Genomic DNA, 17,325 nt, shown 5'->3' on the forward strand with positions numbered 1-17,325 from the left:
TGGTTTCCGGAAATTTGTTATGCAATTTCGAAGTCTTCACAGGCCTGGACTTGGCGCAGGTCCCAGGCGTAACGGTATTTCCAGGCGAGGCTTTTGCCGTCAGGCTTGGTGATGTCAATTTGCAGGCTCAGCACGTTGATGCAGTCGGTACCGCGCACGCCCTCGGCCGTCACAGCCACCTTGGCTGCCACGCCGTCATCCAGCAGCCACTGCAGGGCTTCCTCTGCGTATTCCTTGGCGCGCGCAAACACTTCAGGCAGGCTGCGCGACCGCTCCAGCAGCCACAGGCGCGAGCCAATGCGCTCGCCGTCCAGGGCGTCAGCCCACCAGCCGCGCGGGTCGGTGCCGTCGGGGATCACGTCGTCTTCGTCAGCGCGGCGGTCGGTGAACAGGCTGATCATGATGGCGGTGCTCAGGTCGTTGCCCATCATCAAGTCGCCGCAGGCCACGCCCACATCGGCGCACACCTCAGCATCACAGCCAAATAGCAGTTTCACGTCCATTAAATCGGCCCTCCAGAATTGCCTGCGCCAGGATCTACGCCGCTATGGCGGTGCGTCACCAGGCTGATTGCCTGCGCAACGACATCAATCAGCGCGCTGATCGTGCCGCCGCTGGAGATGTTGCCGCTGACCTGTAGCGCACCCGTAACCTTCATCACACCACTTGATGGCGTGGAAACGATGTCGCCGTTGGCCAGCATCTGGATCGTGCTGCCCGATCCGCTGGTGATCAGCACCTGGCCCAGCGCGTCAAACTTGATGCGCTGTCCAAAAACGCTGTACTTCACCACCTCGCCCGGCAGCAAGTCCGTGGGGCGGTGCGTCTTGTCAAACCAGCCCAGCACCACGCCGTGGTCGCTTTCGCCTGCCACAAAGGCTGCCAGGCCTTCCTGCACATCATCGGGCGGCACGGCGGTGTCGCCATAGGTTTCCATCACCTCGACGTCGCTGTGCGCTTCTTCAGCCAGGCTTTCAACCTGCACCTGTACGTTGGGCGTGCTGCTGTCCAGGCTGCGCCTGAACACCCGGCGGATCACGCCGGCAATACGGTCGGCGCTCATTAGCGGCCCCCGCGCTGATTGGCTGCACTCAATGCATTGGAACCACCGCCCGCCACGCCACGACCTGACGCGTCTGGCTTCGGTATTTCCTTTAGCACGTCAAAGGCCTGCGGGCTGTAAAGGGTCATAGCGCAGACCGTGCCGCCCTGATCGAGCGTGTAATCGATGTTGCTGATGAGCATGTCTTGGTCTTCCCGCACAAATGGGCACTTCACGCGCACCAGGGTGTTGATCTGCCATAGCGAGCCATCGGTCTGCCGCCAGCCCTGCACCTTCACGCTCAGGCGTTTGCTTTTGGCCTCACGCGTGCCCGCCTCCCACTCAGCGCGGTCGGCGCAGCGCTTGGCGTCTGCCTGGTCTTCAGCAACGATGGTCAGCGGCCTGTGCCGCTGGATGGATGGGCTGCCCGTGGTGGCGCCTGCAGCAGGTGCGGCACGTTTCACGGTGGCAGCAGCTTTGACACGGCTGGCGGCGCTCAGCTCGCCCGATGCCGCTGACGTGGCGCCGTGCGTCTGGCCCTTAACCGTAATCTCGCTGTACAGGTTGGCAAAGCTGCGCTCAAAGTCGATGCTCAGCAAATTGCCGCCAAGCACCAGCACATCAGTACAGCGTCCGCCCAACCCGGCGCGCGTGATCAGCAGGCCGCCAGTGCGGTCGCTGACCTGCAGCACGCCCTGGATCTTGCCCAGCTTTTCAAGCAGGCGGTGAATCGTCTCGCCGCTGTTGCTGGCCTTGCGCGGCAACTTGCCACCGCCTGCACCTGCCTTGGCCACAGCGGCCTTACCCTTGCCCGGTTTTTTTGCCTGGTAGCCGCCGGGGCCAGTCTCAAGCTGGCTAAAAACGCCAATGCCAAAGGGCGCGCACAGGTCGACGGCAATCTGCTCATACGCCAGGCCAACCCATTCACGCGACGGGGCGCTGCAGTCCACCAGGTCGCCGGTCTTGTCGCGTCCTTCAATGCGTATGGTGTGGTCAGTCGGGCTGGCAGATACGCTGGCCACGTCAACATAGCCCGTGATCATCACGTCCTGACCGATCTTGACGGTGCATGCAGCGCCCGGCTCTATGGCCCAGGCCTCGGTCTGGCCGGGCCAGCGTTCAGTCACGTCAAGGCTAAAGGTGCCCGCCAGTTGCTCAATGCTGTGGCTGATCTGGATACCCTTCCAGCCCTCATACCGCACCCCACCCACCTCCAGGCTCACGCGGTTCTGAGGGTCAATGGGGCCGCGCCGATCTTCGCTCACGCTGTCACCTCTGCCAGCAGCTCAACCGCTGCGCCAGGCTGCACAAACAGCGGGTTGGGGATCTGGTTGCGGTCATTTATCACGTCATCATTGAGCACGCCGTAGTGGCGGTAGGCCAGCACCAGCGGCTGCATGAAGCCGCCCCAACTGGTGCCGTCGCAGGCGTTGGTGGTAAAGGTGCGGGCCAGGTGCTCACCCTCTGCCGTCATGTGCAGTACGGTGTCCGTGCGCAGCTGCAGCAGGGCCGCCTGCGTTTGCGGGTACATCTGCAGGCCGCTGAGCACCAGCAGCTCGTCGGTGATGCTGGCCGTGACTTCCTGCCGCGCCGCCACCATCTCTTGCCGGGTAATCAGCGCTGGCGTGTCACGCACAAAGGTGCTGGCTGCGCTGAAGCGGGCGCTGTTGGCACCCAGGTCTGCGGCCAGCTCTGCACTGCGCGCCAGGCTGCTGACCTGCACCAGGTGCACAAAGGCAGCCTGGTTGGCCCGCTGCTGGTTGCGGCCCACGGTGTTGACCGCTGGCACCGGCGGGCGGTTAAAGGCCTGCAGCGCCGACGGCTGGGTCATGCTGCGGATGATGCTGGTGATCTGACGCGCCAGGCTCAGCGGCTCGGCCAAAATGCCGATTGCGCCCAGGTTGCCCTGCGCCACTTGCGCCACAATGCCCTGCACCCGCTGCACGTTAACCAGCACACTTTTGAGCTGCTTGAGCATGCCCACGGCGTCAGTCAGCACAAACTCGCGCACGCCGTCGATGCTGAATGCACCGCCAAATTCCTCTTCAGCCGCTGCATACGTGGCCTCTGCCGACTCACCCACCGCGCCGCGGGTGTCTTCAATGGTGCTGGCTTTGAAGTCTTTCTCGCCTGCCTCTACAAACTCCAGCGTGATGCCAATCATGCCGCCGGATTGCGTGCTGTTTTGGCGCACACCCATGGACACGATGTGTCCGCGCAGGCTGCCATAAAACGGGTGCACCAGCGTGCCAATGCCGCCCTCTTCTACCGCGTCAATCAGCGCGTCGCGCTGCGGCCAGGGGTTAAAGCCGTTTTCAATGCTGGCGCAGATCCACGCGTCAAGGCGCAGCTTGCGGGTCTTGCGGCCAAGGTCCTCAACATACGGCTTGTCGCGCTGGACGAACTCGTGCACGGCGACGTTGCGCCCGAAATCGGACTCATCGCCACCTACTTCGAAAACCACTCCCCGCCACGAGGCGGGGCGCAGATTGTTACGCCAGGAGTTTTTCACCAGCTGCCCGTTTTGTACATTGCGCCCGCGCGGGCGTTGATTTCCATGTTTTTGTTGTTGCTTTCGACGCGCTCCACCTGCGCGCGGCCGTCAGACAGCACGCGCACATCAAGCTTTCCGTCAAACTGGGTGCGGCTGCCTGCCACCTGCGCGGCCGGCAATGCGGCGCCTGCGGGTGACGCGTTAGAGCCTTGGCTAAACAGCTTGGCTGTGCTGCTGGTGAAGTTAAAACCGTTTCCACTGACCATTGAAGCGGTGGCAGCCACCAGCTTCAGCGCGTCAAGCACCACCATGATCGGAGCCAGCAACACCTTGAACACGGTTGCCAAGGCCTGGCCAGCCGTCTTGCCTGCAGCTGCCCATGAGGCAAAGCCGTCCTGGCTTTGCGTAGTAGCGCCAAACAGCGAGCCGACCCAGCCAAGCACCGTCTTGATGGCGTTGAGCACCGGCTCAAACGCTGCAGCCACTGGAGCCATGGCCTCAGTAAAGCCCTGCCACACGCCACCAAAGAAGGCCTTGATGCCGCCCCAGTGGCGATAGACCAGAAAAGCCACACCCGCCAGTACAGCGCCCACCAGCAAGATAGGACCCAGTGCCATCGCCCAGGAAGCCACCGCCGACAGGCCCATGATGCGCATGGCGAGCGCTATGCCCTGAATGCCGCGTATCGCCCCCATGGCCGCACTGCCCGCCATGATGGCTAGTTTGCCGATGACCAGGGCCAACGAGGTGGCAACGCCGCCCAGCGCCCACACCATGCTCACAGTGGCGGCAATGAACGGGCTGGCAATGAACACAAGGCCACCCAGCAGCAGTTTGTCCCAGCCGACCAGGCTGCCAATGCTACGGATGGTTTTGAAAATTTCACCTAGGCCGCTCACCATCGCCGGGATCTGCGCAATGAATTTGGGCGCCTCCTGCGCGATTGTCTGACCGAGAAGTTTGAAGGTTTCGATGAGTTCCGAGCGCGCCTCACCCGTCATGAGCTTGTCGATGCTCTCGGTGATGGCCTCCAGCATGGGGCCCATCGCCAGGCCCACCGTCTTACGCAAGCCGTCAACGCGGCGCAGGGAGGCGGCCCAGGCATCACCTACCCGGTCGGCGCCTGCGCGCTGGTTGGCGTTGAAGAGCCGACCCTCTGCCGTCATCTTCGCCAGCGTCTCGGCATATTTCTGACTGCCGCCATCTTCCAGCATGGGGATGATGCCGATGCCCGCTTTGCCGAACGTCTGTTTTGCGAAGTCCACCTTCTTCGCCTCGTCGCTGGCTTTGTCGCTGGCCTTGTAGACCTCGCTAATACGGTTCAGGATCTCGGTAACGTCTTTGTTCAAGTCGCCTTTGTTGATGCCGACGTTAGCCAGGGCCAGCAAGTCGGTCTTGTCGCCACGTCGCGCGCCGGCGATGCGCTGTTGCAAAAAGCCGATGCTCTTGGCAACGTCATCCAGCGCCACGCCGCTGTCGGCCCCTATCTCGCTGTAAACCTGAAGCGCGTCACCAGACACCTTGTAGGCCTTGCTCAAATCCTCAAGTTTGCCCAGCGCCTCGTGCGCTGCAGCGCTGTTTTGGATCAGCGACTGGGTTGCCATCCACATGCCACCGGCGGCAAACAGCGAGCCAGCAAAAGGCACTCGCTCCATGGCGCCGTGCAGGCGGCCCAGCGAGCCGGTAAGCCGGTTGACGCCGGCCAGTTGCATGGGCTTGGCCATCACGCTTTGCAGGCGCTGTATGGGGCGCGTCATGGCCTGAAAGCGCGCCTCGATCCGGGCAAGCACGGGCGAAAGCGTGTCTCTCCCCGAAACGACGATCTGTGCTTCGGTTTTGCGGGTTGCCATGGTCAGTGTCCTGCGGGTGGGTTTGCTTGTTGCTGGGCTTCTGCGATCACTTCGCAGATCTCCAGCCAGAAGGTGAGCCGGTCAAGGCTCATGTCTTCGATTTCAGAGGGTTGAACGCCGCGCGAAAGCAGCACGGCAGCGGCGTCCTTCAGCTCTTTGGGCCGGGGAACATCTCCAGGACGGTCTCAATGACTGGCGCAAAGTCCCGGTAGTCCATGGCGTCAATCTCAGCCCGGGGCATGCCGCTGTGCTGCAGCACCTGAGCCACAAACTCGGTCGGGCGATTGGGCTCGACAGTGATCTTTTTCAGCAGCGCCTTGAAGACTTTGATCTCGGGCAACTCAAAGCCCGCCTGCTCATTGGGCAGGAGCAGCGCTTCAATGGCCTCGATGTAGCCCACGGCATCTGGCGTCTGCAGCTTGGCGGCCTCAAACGGGCCCAGGCCGGCGCAGGCTTCTGTAAGTTCGTGCGCAAACAGCAACGAGCCAGATGCCTGCACCTTGCGCATCAGGCCGACTGTTACCACCTCTGGCAGCGGCAGCGTGGTGAAGGGCTCATCCTGCCCCTTGATGCGGGCGGTGAAGGGGTGCTTGAGGGTGTAGTGTGTGTCTTGCATGGTTGTCCTGTTGGTCATGCAGTCCGTGGGAAAAAGGTGCCGCGGCAAGCGAGCGGACAAGTCCCGCCTTTCGGGTGCTACCCTAGCCGCGCCCTAAACAGAGCCTGTGAAGCGGTTGGATCAATAGACGACGGCAGCGTCGCCCTTGAACATCAGCTTGACCTTGCCTGAGCCATCTTCGACCTCGATGCTTTCGCCCAGGCGGGCGTTGGTCACCAGGTAGCTGACGCCGGCGCTGGTGAGAAACATCAGGTCGCCGCACTGGCCCCGGTAGTTTTCGGGGTTGAAGTCGGCGGTGTTCGGGATCTCGAACTCAACCTCGGACGGCTCCATGGCGGTGCCGCCAAAGTACTTGCCGGCGTTGTCCATTACGCCGTCTGAGTCGATCTCGCCGCCAAGTTTGATCTTGGCCGTCTTGTTGATGGGCGTGTGGTTGATACCGTTGAAGGTGACGGTGGTGACCCTCATGGTCTGTGTTGGGCATGGCATGGTTTAACTCCTGGTGGTGTGAAGTGGTCGCGTGCTGATTGATCAGCAGACGATGTAAGAGACCTTGCCGGCCTTGACGGTCAGAATGTTCACCAGGTCAGGGAACATCTGGAACTTGATGGTGTTGCAATCTTCAATGCTGCGCTCCACGGTCAGGCTGGCCTTGAACTGTTCAAAGTTCTCGACAATGCCGAGCGGCACCCACACGTTTTTGCACAGGGCCAAAATGCTGCCTGCAATCATCTTGGGTGTGGCGACGTTGTTGGGCAGGCCCGGGTTGCCATCGTTGGCCAGGCGGCTGTAGGGGTAGGTGGCGTCCAGCATGGCGCGCACGCTCCAGCGCAGGTAGCTTTTGGCCAGCTGCGTCTCGACCCGGCGCTCTGCATCGGTCGGAGCGCCGCTGTCTGTGGTGAGGCGCTCGGTGATCGCAGTCTCAAGCACCACCTGGTTGGCGTCGTTGTACTTGTAGGTGGCAGCGCCGTGGTTCAGGATGGCGCGGTTGCGCACGTTCCACGGGAAACGTGTGGCCACGGGCGCGGGCTTGATGGCGCTGAGCACCACGTTCTGGTGCGGGTTGTTGGCAACCACACTGGCCAGCAATGCGCTTTCAGCCGCATAGACCGCAGCGTACTGCCAGGCACTGGACAGCAAGCCCGCGTACAGCACGCCGCCGATGGTCTGGCTGGGCTCGATGTGGGCGACCGAGAAATACTCGCTGTTGCGACCGGCCATAAAGGCGACCAGCTGCGCCTCAGTGCCACGGTAGGCGCAGTACACCACGAAGTCGTCTTGCCCGTTGCCCACGCTGGTGGACGATGGCAGCGGACCCCAGCGGTCTTGCGCCTCGGCCAGCATGAGGGCGTAGTTGGTGGCGTCGTTGTAGGGCAGCACCACGTGCGTCATGTACATGGTGCTGGCGCTGGCCAGGCCGGCGGCGATGCTTGGGTTTTGCGCGCCGGGCACGGTCTGCGCAATGGCCGGGAAGGCGCCCGATGGGCTGACGTCTCCCACGTTGTACTGGGCGACGATCTGCACGTCGTTGGCCAGCTCGCCCTTGTTCTTCGCGGTGAGGGTGATCACGCCCACGCCCGCAACCGCAGTGAACAGTGAGGTGGTGTCGGCATTGATGGCTGCGGCCAGGGCTGCTGCCACGATGGTGCCGGTGTTGCCTACCGCCACCGCGACGGCATAGGACTTGTCGCCGATGTACAGGCGCTCGACACCTGGAACCGCTGCCGGCGCGGCATAGGCTGCGGTGTAGGTGACGGTGACCGCGCGGGCAACGCCTGCGGCGTCGTCAAACTGGGGCACAAACCAGACTTCGTTGATGCTGTTGGTTTTGAACAGGCCCACAGCCATGGCGGCCAAGGGTGATGCGGCGCCAAACAGCACCGAAGCTTCGGCAGCGCTGCCGACCAGCACGGGAATGTTTTCAGCGGCGGTGCTGCCGTAGGGGTTGGGACCGCTCTTGACGGCCGACATTTGGCCGTAGACAAAAATCTTGTAGGGCTTGCCGGCCTGGCCGGTGCGGGCACCGGTGGGGTCAAACTCGACGTAGCTGCCCGGCACGCCTACCGTGCTGGGAATCTGGCGGAATGAAATAGTCATGGCGTGCCTTCTTTCTGGTCAAAAAAAAGCCCACTTGAAAAAGCGGGCTGGATGAAAAAAGCCCGCACGTGGCGGGCTGGATGCGTGGTGAACGGGTAAGCTGGTTAGCGCTTGATGGTGGTTTTTTCTGCGGGTAGCTCTGCAGCGGCGTTGGCCGGGGCGTCAGTAGTGGCCGGTGCAGCGGGCTTGACCTCAGTGATGGTCAGGTCACCGGTACGCTGGGCGTAATGGTCGGGCGGCAGCAGCACCTGGCGGGTAACGCCCTCTTGCGGCATGGGCTGGCCGGTGGTGGCGTCAATGACGTTGGGGCGGGTGGGCGTGAGCTTGTACATGGAGGGCTTTCTTCAAGATGGTGGATGTCAGGCTTCAGGACTTGCGGGAGGGCCAGGCCGGGTTAACCTGCTGGGCCACCGGGCGCGGCTGCTGCTGTGCCTGGGGCACGGGCAAGGTCGGCAGGCCCAGGGGGCGCAGGAAGCCGCTGTTGACGGCGCGGCGGATGGTGGTGCAAGTGGAGCAGGCCATGGTGAGGGTCTTTCAAAAAATCAGCGGTCAGCAGTTGCCCAGCTCAGGCTGCAGGCGGTGCACGGTGGCGGGCACGGGCAAGCGGCCATTGGCAGGGTCTTCTTCATTGCAGGCCAGGTGCTTGATCTGGCCGAAAAAATGCTCCAGCGGGCAGGTCTCTGGCCCGAGCGGTGCAAAGCAGGCTTTGTAGATCACCTTGAATTCGATTTGCGCCAGTACGTGCGGCACCTCACCATCTGCGCTGCGCGTCAGGTCGGTGTTGATCTCGGTGATAGGGTCAAAGTCAAGCTCCATGCCCTCAAGCTCAAGCCGCGTGTTGTTGAAGCGCTCAAACACAATGCGCTCGATGGTCTCGCACGCGTTGTCCAGAGCGCGTGTGGCGCGGCCCGTGTCGGCGGGGTGGTGCGGCATGCCTTCAATGCCCGGCGTCTGATGCAGTGCAGACGGGTCGCGCTTGGCGCGCACCTCTACCAGCACACTCAGCTCTTGCTGGCGCACGTCGTTGGTCAGGATCTCCAGCGTGCGGTCTGAGTTGGTGTAAATGCAGACGTTGGGCCAGGGGCCGTCTTCTTCCAGCGGGGCGGCGCGGTCAACAAACACGGCGCTGGCCCAGGCGCCGCGCTGCACCAGCTGGCGGCCCAGGTCTTCACGTACAAGTGTGCGGGGGTGGGTCATGTCTTGTCCCTGGCGCTGTTGGCGTGCGCGTTGGCCACCACGAAGAGCAGCACGTCCCACGATGCGTCGTTGCGCGGGTTGGCCTGCTTGACTTCATACGTCACGTTGCGGCGGGTAATCATGTCGCCCTGCCTGGGCTTGCGCTGCACATCGCAGCGGCGGATATTGCACATGGGTGCACGGCTTTCCACGCTGGTCTGCCCGCCATTGGCCACTTCCACGTCGGCAATCACGAAGATGGCGCGGGTGGTGGTGGTGTTGCCTTCGGCGTAGTGGTAGCGCACGTCTTCACCCAGCGCGGCCTGCGCGTGGCCGGCGGCTTCGAGCTTCAGGGCCTCAAAGTTCATAGCTGGCTGCTCAGCACGGTGAGCTGGCCACGGGCCAGGGTGATGACGCTGCCAGACCCCATCAATGCGCGGACCTCCAGCATGTAGCGGCGGATACCGGGCGAGAGCTTTAAAGTCTCTACGCGGGGAATGTCGAACTTGGCGTCGGCCGGCGTGCTGGGTGTGGCGGGCACAAAGGTGCCGTCAATGTCGATGATGGCTACGGCCTGCACGGCTGCAAAACCGGCGCATTCGTTTTGCGGCTCGAACACCAGAAACTTGACTGCAGGAATGGCAGCAGGCCAGCACACGGCGCGGCCGTACACGTGCAGGGCGCGGGTGTCCACCTCGAGATAGTCGTCGCCCTGCACCAGCTCAAGCTGCAGGTTTTGCAAATAGGATGTGCTCACGGCGGGCTTTCAAACGGGGTTTGCTTTTGTGAAAAAACGCTGCGGGTTGGCAGCGCTTTTGGGCAAAAGGCCTGGGGTCAGGCTGCTGGATCGGGTTTCTTTTCTTCGTGCTTTTTCTCTTGCTGCACTTCCTCGGCCGGGACCTCGGTGGCGTAGCCGTTGGAGACAAGGCGCTGGCCTTGCGCCTCGTCAATGACCAGCTCGGTGCCGGGGGCCTGGCGTTCCAGCTTTTTGCCGTCAACCACGTCTGCGGCGTGAATCAGTTTGATCTTCATGGTGTGTCCTTAGGGTTGGCTATGCGCCCCGGCGCGGGGCCGGGGCGCTGCCTTGGGTTGATGGGCTGCCCTGGCTTACAGGACGGTGGCGCGGAAGGTGGCGTCGACGTTGCGGGGAACCAGCAAGGGCGCTGATTGCACCATGGTGTAGATCGCGCTCGGGTCGTTTTGCTTCCACATCTTGGGGAAGTACTTGGCAGCCATAAGAGCGTCGTGGTCCATGATGGCGCCAAAAGCCTGTACGCCTCGCATCTCTTGCTTGGCCACCAGCAGCACGTCGTTGGGCGGCACATAAAACTGTGCGTTGCCAGCGTCGTCTGTGTAGGTGGCGTTGTAAGACCACAGGCGGAATTGACCGAACTGACCGTGGAAGATCTTCTGGTCGTTGTCCATCACGGTCGGCAAGATGCCTGGCAGCGCGCCGCCGGGCGTCTGGGTGACTTTGTAGATTTCCTTGAACTCAGTGGTTGTGGACATGGCGGCCCACACGTTGGCGCCCAGGATCACATCAGTCACAGACCCGCCCTGGTTGTTGGCGACCACTGCCGCCCAGGTGGTGAGGTTGGTCACAGGCTTGGCGGTGCCGCTGGCGCTCCAGAGGTTGATGCCTGCCAGGATGACGGCGTTCAGTGCGTTGCGCTGGAAGTCAACACGCACCAGTGGGTAGTCGTCGCCGACCACATCGACATAGCCGAAGGTGATGGCCTGGGCGGCCATCCACTCAAGCCGGTTGTCGATCATGTCGATCATCTCGATCATGTCCATCTCGATCTGCATGTCGCGCCGCTGGGCCAGCGACATGCTGCCGCCAATGCGCTCACCAGGCATGCGCTTGATGGAGTTGCAGGGCGTCAGCGCCATCTTGGGCTTGATGTACGCGGGCGAGAAGCTGTCGGTCTGCCGGCCGTTGCGGCGCACAGGGCGGCCCTCAAGGCATGGACTGACAAACGGCGCCAGGCGGCGAGCGCCCTTGATGCGGTCGAAGGCGATGGCTTCGCTGTCGAATGTCTGGATCTCGGGGAAGAAGACATTGCTGAGGAAGTTGACGGGCTTGTAGGCCGTGTCGATGACGTCCACCAGATCTTCGGTGCTGTAAATATCCATTTTGAATTCCTAAAACAAAAAGCCCGCGCGCGGCGGGCTGGGAGCTGTGGATGAGAGGAAGGCGCGCGTGGGTTACAGAACCTTGCGCAGCTCGATCTTGCGGGGGCCCAGGGCGGCCTTGGCAGCCAGGACTTGCGGAGCCGTGAGGGCCACACCAGACAGGTACACGCGGTCTTGCGCAAACTCGCCCTGGTTGTAGAACTGCAGCTGCCGGCCAGTGGCTGCGTGCGCAGTGGCTTCGCCAGCCGTCAGGTCAAACGGCATGATGTACTGGGCGTTAGCCAGGGTGGCGTCGGCAATGTGGGTGACCACGTTGGTGCCGGCGGTAACGCCCAGCAGATCGCCCCGCTTGTAGGCCACACCGCCAGTCAGCAAGGCCTCGGCGGTTTGGACGTGATCGCCAACGATGAGCTCGTCAACGGCCAGGGTATCGCGGGTAACGCCCGCAGCGGCGCAGCATGTTTGCATGGTGGAAATCCTTCAGGTTGGAGGGTTGTGGACTTGAAACGGTGCTTGCGCCGGTCAGGCGCGGCGGCCCAGAGTGGCCTTGGCCGCCTGGTTGCGCTGGGCCAGCGTGAGTTGCCCGCCGTTGGCTGCGCCGCCTTCTGCGCCGACCACCGTGCCTTCGCCCATCTGGGCCAGGGTGCCGGCCTGGATGCCTGCGCCTTTGGGCACGGACGCGAGCACTTTGATGGCTGACTCAGCCGTCATGTCGGTGCCGAGTGCGAACTCGCGCGCGGTGGCTTCGCGGCCCGCTGCGTTTTCGTGCGTCAGGATGGCGCTAATGCGGGCGCGCTCTGCAGCTGCTCCCTGAGTGACGCCCTCGCTAACGCCTTCGGCATGGCCTTCAGCGTGTGCCGTGGCCAGTGCTGCAGTGTGTGCCTCGGGGGTGATGGTGGAGTTGTTCTCGCCGGCGTTCGGCGAGGCGCTTGTGTTGACCTTTGGAGTCATGGTTTTGCCCTTGGTAAAGTTGCCGGTTTGGCCGACGGTTGCGGAAAAGCTGGCCATGGCGTCGTCAAAGCTCATGACCGAATCGGCCAGGCCCTGATCAACGGCCGCTTGGCCCCGGTACATGCGGGCTTCTGTTGCCAGAACCTGCGATGTTTCTATGCCCCGCCCTGTTGCCACAGCGGTGGCAAACAGAAGGCGCAATTCATCAAGCTCACCCTGAAAGCTGGCCAGCACGTCGGCGGGCAGCGGCTCATAGGGGTTGCCGTCGACCTTGTGCGCGCCTGCGTGGATCAGAGTGACCTTCAGGCCTTCGGCCGCCAGCATCTCGCTGTAATCGCAATGGCCCATGACCACACCGATGCTTCCGATCTCGGCAGTCTCGGCCAGCATGACGCGGTCGCAAGCGCTGATCAGCCAGCAGGCGGCGCTGGCGGCTTGCTCGTTGGCATGGCCCCACACCGGCTTTTGGCACTCGCCAATTACAGTAGCCAGCGCTTGAACGCCAGAGACTTCACCGCCGGGTGAATCGAAGCGCAGCATGATGCCTTTGACTTTGCCGTTGTCCTCAGCGCTTTCTAGCTGGGCCTGAATGCCGTCGTAACCCATACAGCCAGACTTGCTGCCGACATAGCCGCCGTTGTGCACCAGGGAGCCTGACACATCGATCACGGCAATGCCGTTGAGGACCGGGTAACTTTCGTCAGTTTTGTCAGCGCCTGTCCAGGGGTCAATGACGCGGGGCAAGTAGCCCGCTGCCAGCTCCACTTGCGCGGCCTTGTCGAGCTTGTTGCCGTCGACATCATTCAGCTCGGCAATGTTGAAGCGCGGCCCCAGGCCCGAGAAGAACACGCGGGCGTAACCGGGCTCTAGCAGCAACGGGCGGTTGAGCGCCCGCGCCATGATGTGTTGATATTTCATGCGTGGTCCTGGTCAGTCTTGTTGCGCAGCTTCTGCGGTGTCAGCGGCCTGCTGGGTTGGGTCAACCATGCCGCGCGGGGTGCCGCCCAGATATTCGGGCAGGGGCAAGCCGCGCTCTTCAAACATCTGGCGCGTGCGCACGTTGCCATCGAGCAAGTGCTCGATATCGGTACCGCCTTCTGCCAGCACGTCTTGCAGCGTGGCCTGGTGTGTGCCCAACGCGGTTTCGTTGGCCTTGGCCTGCTTGAATTCGTCAATGACAATCTTGCCAGCGCCAACCCAGTTGCAGCTTGTGAGCCAGCTGTACACCTGACCCATGCGGGTGCTGTTGTCTGGCCAGTACTCAACGCCCGGCGGCGGCTTGACGGTGCCGCGCACGATGGCTTCGTCAAACCAGAGCCGGAAGATCTGCGTGGCAGCCTTGTCGGGCGTGCTGGCGCGCTTGGCCAGCACGTACTGCCAGGCCATCTGCATGGCAGCGCGTGCGCTGGCGTAGCTGGTCTTGCTGAAGTCGCCGCTGGCCTCTTCGTAACTCATGCCCCAGCCACGGGCGTTCTGGCGCATCAGGCCTTCCTTGAACTGCTCGTGGTTGGCGGCCTGGTTGTGCGACTCCAGCACGCCGATTTCGTCATCAGGAAAAAGAACGGGCAGCTTGACGCCGTTGATGTTGACGCCCGAGTTGCCGTAAAACGCAGCCTGCGCCTCCATGCACATGCGCATGAAGTCTTGCTGGCCGGCAGTGGCGTCTGCGCCCATGATCTCTTGCGCGCGCTGGCGGCCGAGAGGCGTCTTGATGTACATCGCAAAGGCCGTGGAAAGCTGCGACAGTTGCAGCTCCAGGTCTTCCTGCATGTCCATCATCTTGAGCTTTTGCAGGGTGCTGGCCATCATGCTGAAGCCGCGCGTCTGGTCAGCTTGCTCTTGCTCAAACAGGTGAATCACCTGGCGCCAGCCAAACTCGTTCAACTTTGTCACGCGGGTCCACTCGCCCAACGCGGACTGCAGCACGTTGCCAAAGTCGGCCGGGTGCTTGGTGCGGATGTGGTACGCCACCGGGGCGCCCCAGCGGTCCAGCTCAATGCCGGCGCGCAGGCGGTTACCGTTGGGTAGAACCTGCTCGTCGTTTTGCAGGTAAGTGCTGCTCTGCGGGTTGCTGATGCGCTCAGGCTCCACGGTCAAAAAGCAGGTGGCGTAGCCTGATGCCGAGGGTCGCCACTGGCGCACCAGGCAGCACTCGCCCTGCACAAAGTCTGTACCAACGCACTCGCGCAGCAACTCACTGAAGGTGCGCTTGCGTTGGGCGTCGATCCAGCAGTCTGGGTCATCGGCCCAGGCATGGAAGGCCACCTCAACCTCGCTGGCCCACTTGGCGGCCACGTCGGCGGCAATGCCCAGCAGCTTGTACACCGGCTGCAGCTGCAGCTTGTAGTACGCGCCGATGATGCGGTCTTTTTGATTCTGGCGGGCACCGCGGGCATAGCCGTTGTTGCGCACCATGTCTTGTGCGCGGCCTTCGGCTCTGGCCTTTTCGGGCAGCATGGCGCGGTCGGCGCTGGTGCGTCGCGGTTGCCAGTTGCCCAGCTCGCGGCTAACCGGATCGGCAGCCTTGTAGCTGGCAGCCAAGGGCATGGGCCGGCCGGCGGCGTCAAGAATCCGCAGGTCGGGGACGGTGTTGTTCATGGCTTACCAGCAGCTGCGTGCGCCGAAGGTGGTGCCGATGGGTCCGCCGCCGCCCAGGCCCAGAAGGGCGGCGCTGGATGCGTTGCCGCAGGATTGGTGCAGTCGGGCAATCAAGGCCAGGAGGTTTTTTTGCGAGGCGGAGTTTGACTCGTAGACGACTTTCTGCCCGTCAAACTCAACCGACACCACAGACTTGCCCGACAGCATGCCGCCCAGCACGGCGTTGTAAGCCGTGAGCGCCCTGCACATCATGTCGGCGCAGGTAGGCCCACAGTCAGGCCCAGCGGGAGTGACTGGTGGCGTTGCGCAGGGGTTGCAGATGTCTGTCATGGGTTTGGTCAATTACTCGGTAGAGTTACTCGCTGTTCATTTTTTGGCCTTGCTCTCGCAGCCACTTCAAATACTTGCTATTGCCGTTTTCGTCGGCGGTCTCGCCCTCAGCCTTGCGCTCGCCCAGGGCCTTGCCAGCCCACTCGGGCGGGCGACGCCAGTCAATCTTTTCACCGCCGCACAGGGCGTAGGCAACGCGGTTGTAGCCGCACAGGTCAAACGCCTCGTTGTTGTCACCTTTGCGCTTTTTGATCCAGCCGGTGGCGGTGCGCGTCTCAGCAGTCAGCTCCCTGAAGAACCACTCCCCGATCCAGTCCGGCAGGTGGATGTAGTTCGGGCCGGGCTCCGACCGTGCCAGGTTCGCCGCCACTTCGTCTTTCAGGGTTGTCGTGTTGATGATGTACAGCGGAACCTTGATCCGGTCATCACCAGGCTTGCCCTTCAAGATCCGTTGCGCACTGCGAGACGATGCGCCCTTCAAAAGCGCAAACCGGTCAGCCCTGCTCAGCCGCTTCAACCGCAACGCATAGGCATACGCGTTGTTGGTTGCTTCGCCCTGCCCGCCCGAGTCGCTCACGACCATGCGGCTCTTGACCTTTACGCCTGAATCCGCCACCGGGTATTCGTCATCAAGCAACTTGTCCAGCACATGCCAGTCTTCCGCGTGCGTGAAGGGCGAGACCTTCAGGCGCTCGCCGCCCTCACCAACGCGATCGCTGATCGCCAGGTTGTAGCGTTCGACAATCCAGCTCTGGCCGTCCACTCCCCAGGCAGTGACCTGAACCACGAAGCGATGCTTCTGCACGTCTACCGCCGTGGTGACAAAGCGCGCTTGTGGCGGCACCTGTCGCTGCGGTGCATACGCATCGGCGCGCTGTTTCAGCAGCACGGCATCCAGACCATCACCCTTCGAACTCATCACCGTGTAGGGCCTGCCCTGATCGGTGTTGACGGTGGTCTTCAGTTTCTCCTGGTTGCCGGTCAGTTCAAAGTCACGCAGCGCAGTCAGGTAGTTGTAAACCAGTTGGTGCCAGCTCTGGAATGCCGCTGCAGGACCCTGTAGCCAGTAGCTGGCTGTCTTGCTTTGGTGACTGTCACCGAAGACCTCGCGCTCGCTGCGCCACTTACCCTTGATGCTCAGTTCTGCCTTGTGCTCTGGGCGAATAATCGACCCGCACTCCGGGCACACCATGTGCGCGGTGTGGCTTGCGGTTACCGGGTCATCAATTGTTTTATCCCAGCTGAGGTTGTCCCACTCAGCCCGGAAGTATTCGTTGCAGTCGGGGCACGGCCAGTACCAGCGGTGCCGGTCCCCAAGGTTGTACAGACCGAGAACGCCCAGTGTCGGCGGTGCGCCGTGTCCTCGAGGCTTCCACTCGGGATCCAGTACCTCGTGGCCAGGCGACGACTCGACCAGCGTCTTGCCGCGGCTCATGAAACTCTTGGTCCGGTTGCGCGCCAGGCCGTAGGCATCGCCCTCGCCATCCACGTTCACCGGCATGCGGTCGTAATCGGTCAGCGCCACATGGCGGATCGGCTTGCCGCTTAGCTGACTGATCGTCGGCCAGCCAATGTTCAGGTAGGCGCCATTGCGAAACTGCTTGTCGAACACGTTGTCCATGTGCCCGACGCCGACCAGGTGCCGCAAGTTCGGCGACATCCGGATCGCCCGGTCCACCCGACGCTTGCTAAAGTCGCGTGCCTCGTGCTGGGCCATCTGAACGATCATCATGTCGCACGGATCGCTCACAATGCTGTGCGTCATCCAGCCGGTGATCAGCGCCTCAGTCTTGCCGGACTGGGCAGGGCCGCAAAAAATCACACCCTCAACGCTGCGGTCACTCAGCCGGTCCATCGGCTCCAGCATGTAGGTGGTCATCGAGGCATCCCACGGTCCCTCGTACCCGCCGGCGCCGCCCACCACCAGGTTCTGCGCGGCGCTGTCGCTCACGCGCACCCGCCGTGGCGGTTTCAACAGGGCACACGCCTCGCGCATCGTCTGTTGCGCGTCAGCGTACATCCCAGGTTCCCCTCT

The 17,325-nt window shown here is 62.6% G+C and carries 21 protein-coding genes; all 21 read right to left on the reverse strand.

What is annotated here, in order from left to right; translation table 11 throughout:
• Nucleotides 1-17: 17 nt before the first annotated feature.
• The 21 genes from VE934_RS11970 to VE934_RS12070 all read right to left on the reverse strand — a co-directional run bounded on the left by VE934_RS11970 (nt 18) and on the right by VE934_RS12070 (nt 17,310).
• Nucleotides 18-503: a phage GP46 family protein gene (locus VE934_RS11970; protein ID WP_324887739.1), complete on the reverse strand. Its 486-nt coding sequence runs from the start codon at nt 501-503 to the stop codon at nt 18-20.
• Complete coding sequence (locus VE934_RS11975; protein ID WP_324887741.1) at nt 503-1,063, reverse strand: phage baseplate assembly protein V; 561 nt, start codon at nt 1,061-1,063, stop codon at nt 503-505. Before VE934_RS11975 ends, VE934_RS11970 begins: the two co-directional genes overlap by 1 nt.
• Nucleotides 1,063-2,307: a phage baseplate assembly protein gene (locus tag VE934_RS11980; protein WP_324887742.1), complete on the reverse strand. Its 1,245-nt coding sequence runs from the start codon at nt 2,305-2,307 to the stop codon at nt 1,063-1,065. The genes VE934_RS11975 and VE934_RS11980 overlap by 1 nt, the downstream gene beginning before the upstream one ends.
• A complete protein-coding gene (locus VE934_RS11985; RefSeq protein WP_324887744.1) occupies nt 2,304-3,554 on the reverse strand; it encodes a DNA circularization N-terminal domain-containing protein in 1,251 nt (416 codons plus the stop codon). Before VE934_RS11985 ends, VE934_RS11980 begins: the two co-directional genes overlap by 4 nt.
• Entirely contained in the window at nt 3,551-5,386 is a 1,836-nt protein-coding gene (locus VE934_RS11990) for a hypothetical protein (RefSeq protein WP_324887746.1), read from the reverse strand. The genes VE934_RS11985 and VE934_RS11990 overlap by 4 nt, the downstream gene beginning before the upstream one ends.
• A 2-nt stretch (nt 5,387-5,388) precedes the next feature.
• Nucleotides 5,389-5,520, reverse strand: coding sequence for a hypothetical protein (locus VE934_RS11995; protein ID WP_324887748.1), 132 nt, complete (start codon nt 5,518-5,520; stop codon nt 5,389-5,391).
• A gap of 14 nt (nt 5,521-5,534) precedes the next feature.
• Complete coding sequence (locus VE934_RS12000) at nt 5,535-6,002, reverse strand: hypothetical protein (protein WP_324887749.1); 468 nt, start codon at nt 6,000-6,002, stop codon at nt 5,535-5,537.
• Between the two features lie 120 nt (nt 6,003-6,122).
• Nucleotides 6,123-6,491, reverse strand: coding sequence for a phage tail tube protein (locus VE934_RS12005; protein ID WP_324887751.1), 369 nt, complete (start codon nt 6,489-6,491; stop codon nt 6,123-6,125).
• 42 nt (nt 6,492-6,533) lie between these two features.
• The gene (locus VE934_RS12010; RefSeq protein WP_324887753.1) at nt 6,534-8,099 is read right to left on the reverse strand and encodes a hypothetical protein; all 1,566 of its coding nucleotides are present in this window, start codon (nt 8,097-8,099) and stop codon (nt 6,534-6,536) included.
• Nucleotides 8,100-8,203: 104 nt separating this feature from the next.
• Entirely contained in the window at nt 8,204-8,431 is a 228-nt protein-coding gene (locus tag VE934_RS12015) for a hypothetical protein (protein ID WP_324887755.1), read from the reverse strand.
• Between the two features lie 34 nt (nt 8,432-8,465).
• The gene (locus VE934_RS12020; RefSeq protein WP_324887757.1) at nt 8,466-8,621 is read right to left on the reverse strand and encodes a hypothetical protein; all 156 of its coding nucleotides are present in this window, start codon (nt 8,619-8,621) and stop codon (nt 8,466-8,468) included.
• A gap of 27 nt (nt 8,622-8,648) precedes the next feature.
• Complete coding sequence (locus VE934_RS12025) at nt 8,649-9,296, reverse strand: hypothetical protein (protein ID WP_324887759.1); 648 nt, start codon at nt 9,294-9,296, stop codon at nt 8,649-8,651.
• A complete protein-coding gene (locus tag VE934_RS12030) occupies nt 9,293-9,643 on the reverse strand; it encodes a head-tail joining protein (RefSeq protein WP_324887761.1) in 351 nt (116 codons plus the stop codon). Before VE934_RS12030 ends, VE934_RS12025 begins: the two co-directional genes overlap by 4 nt.
• Nucleotides 9,640-10,032, reverse strand: coding sequence for a hypothetical protein (locus VE934_RS12035; protein WP_324887763.1), 393 nt, complete (start codon nt 10,030-10,032; stop codon nt 9,640-9,642). Before VE934_RS12035 ends, VE934_RS12030 begins: the two co-directional genes overlap by 4 nt.
• Nucleotides 10,033-10,109: 77 nt before the next feature.
• Complete coding sequence (locus VE934_RS12040; RefSeq protein ID WP_324887765.1) at nt 10,110-10,307, reverse strand: hypothetical protein; 198 nt, start codon at nt 10,305-10,307, stop codon at nt 10,110-10,112.
• A 75-nt stretch (nt 10,308-10,382) separates the two neighbouring features.
• Nucleotides 10,383-11,411, reverse strand: a complete 1,029-nt coding sequence (locus VE934_RS12045) for a major capsid protein (protein ID WP_324887767.1) — start codon at nt 11,409-11,411, stop codon at nt 10,383-10,385.
• A 72-nt stretch (nt 11,412-11,483) separates the two neighbouring features.
• Nucleotides 11,484-11,879 carry a hypothetical protein gene (locus VE934_RS12050; protein ID WP_324887769.1) on the reverse strand — a complete coding sequence of 132 codons (396 nt, stop codon included), beginning with the start codon at nt 11,877-11,879 and terminating at the stop codon, nt 11,484-11,486.
• Nucleotides 11,880-11,933: 54 nt separating this feature from the next.
• Nucleotides 11,934-13,280, reverse strand: coding sequence for a S49 family peptidase (locus VE934_RS12055; protein WP_324887771.1), 1,347 nt, complete (start codon nt 13,278-13,280; stop codon nt 11,934-11,936).
• 12 nt (nt 13,281-13,292) lie between these two features.
• Nucleotides 13,293-14,960 (reverse strand): phage portal protein, encoded by a 1,668-nt coding sequence (locus VE934_RS12060; RefSeq protein WP_324887773.1) that lies wholly within the window; start codon nt 14,958-14,960, stop codon nt 13,293-13,295.
• Nucleotides 14,961-14,963: 3 nt separating this feature from the next.
• Nucleotides 14,964-15,290, reverse strand: coding sequence for a hypothetical protein (locus VE934_RS12065; protein ID WP_324887776.1), 327 nt, complete (start codon nt 15,288-15,290; stop codon nt 14,964-14,966).
• A 25-nt stretch (nt 15,291-15,315) separates the two neighbouring features.
• Complete coding sequence (locus VE934_RS12070) at nt 15,316-17,310, reverse strand: phage terminase large subunit family protein (RefSeq protein WP_324887778.1); 1,995 nt, start codon at nt 17,308-17,310, stop codon at nt 15,316-15,318.
• Nucleotides 17,311-17,325: the final 15 nt, after the last annotated feature.

Origin of the sequence: Polaromonas sp. (assembly GCF_035638815.1) — a bacterium.
Taxonomy (GTDB): Bacteria; Pseudomonadota; Gammaproteobacteria; order Burkholderiales; family Burkholderiaceae_C; genus Polaromonas.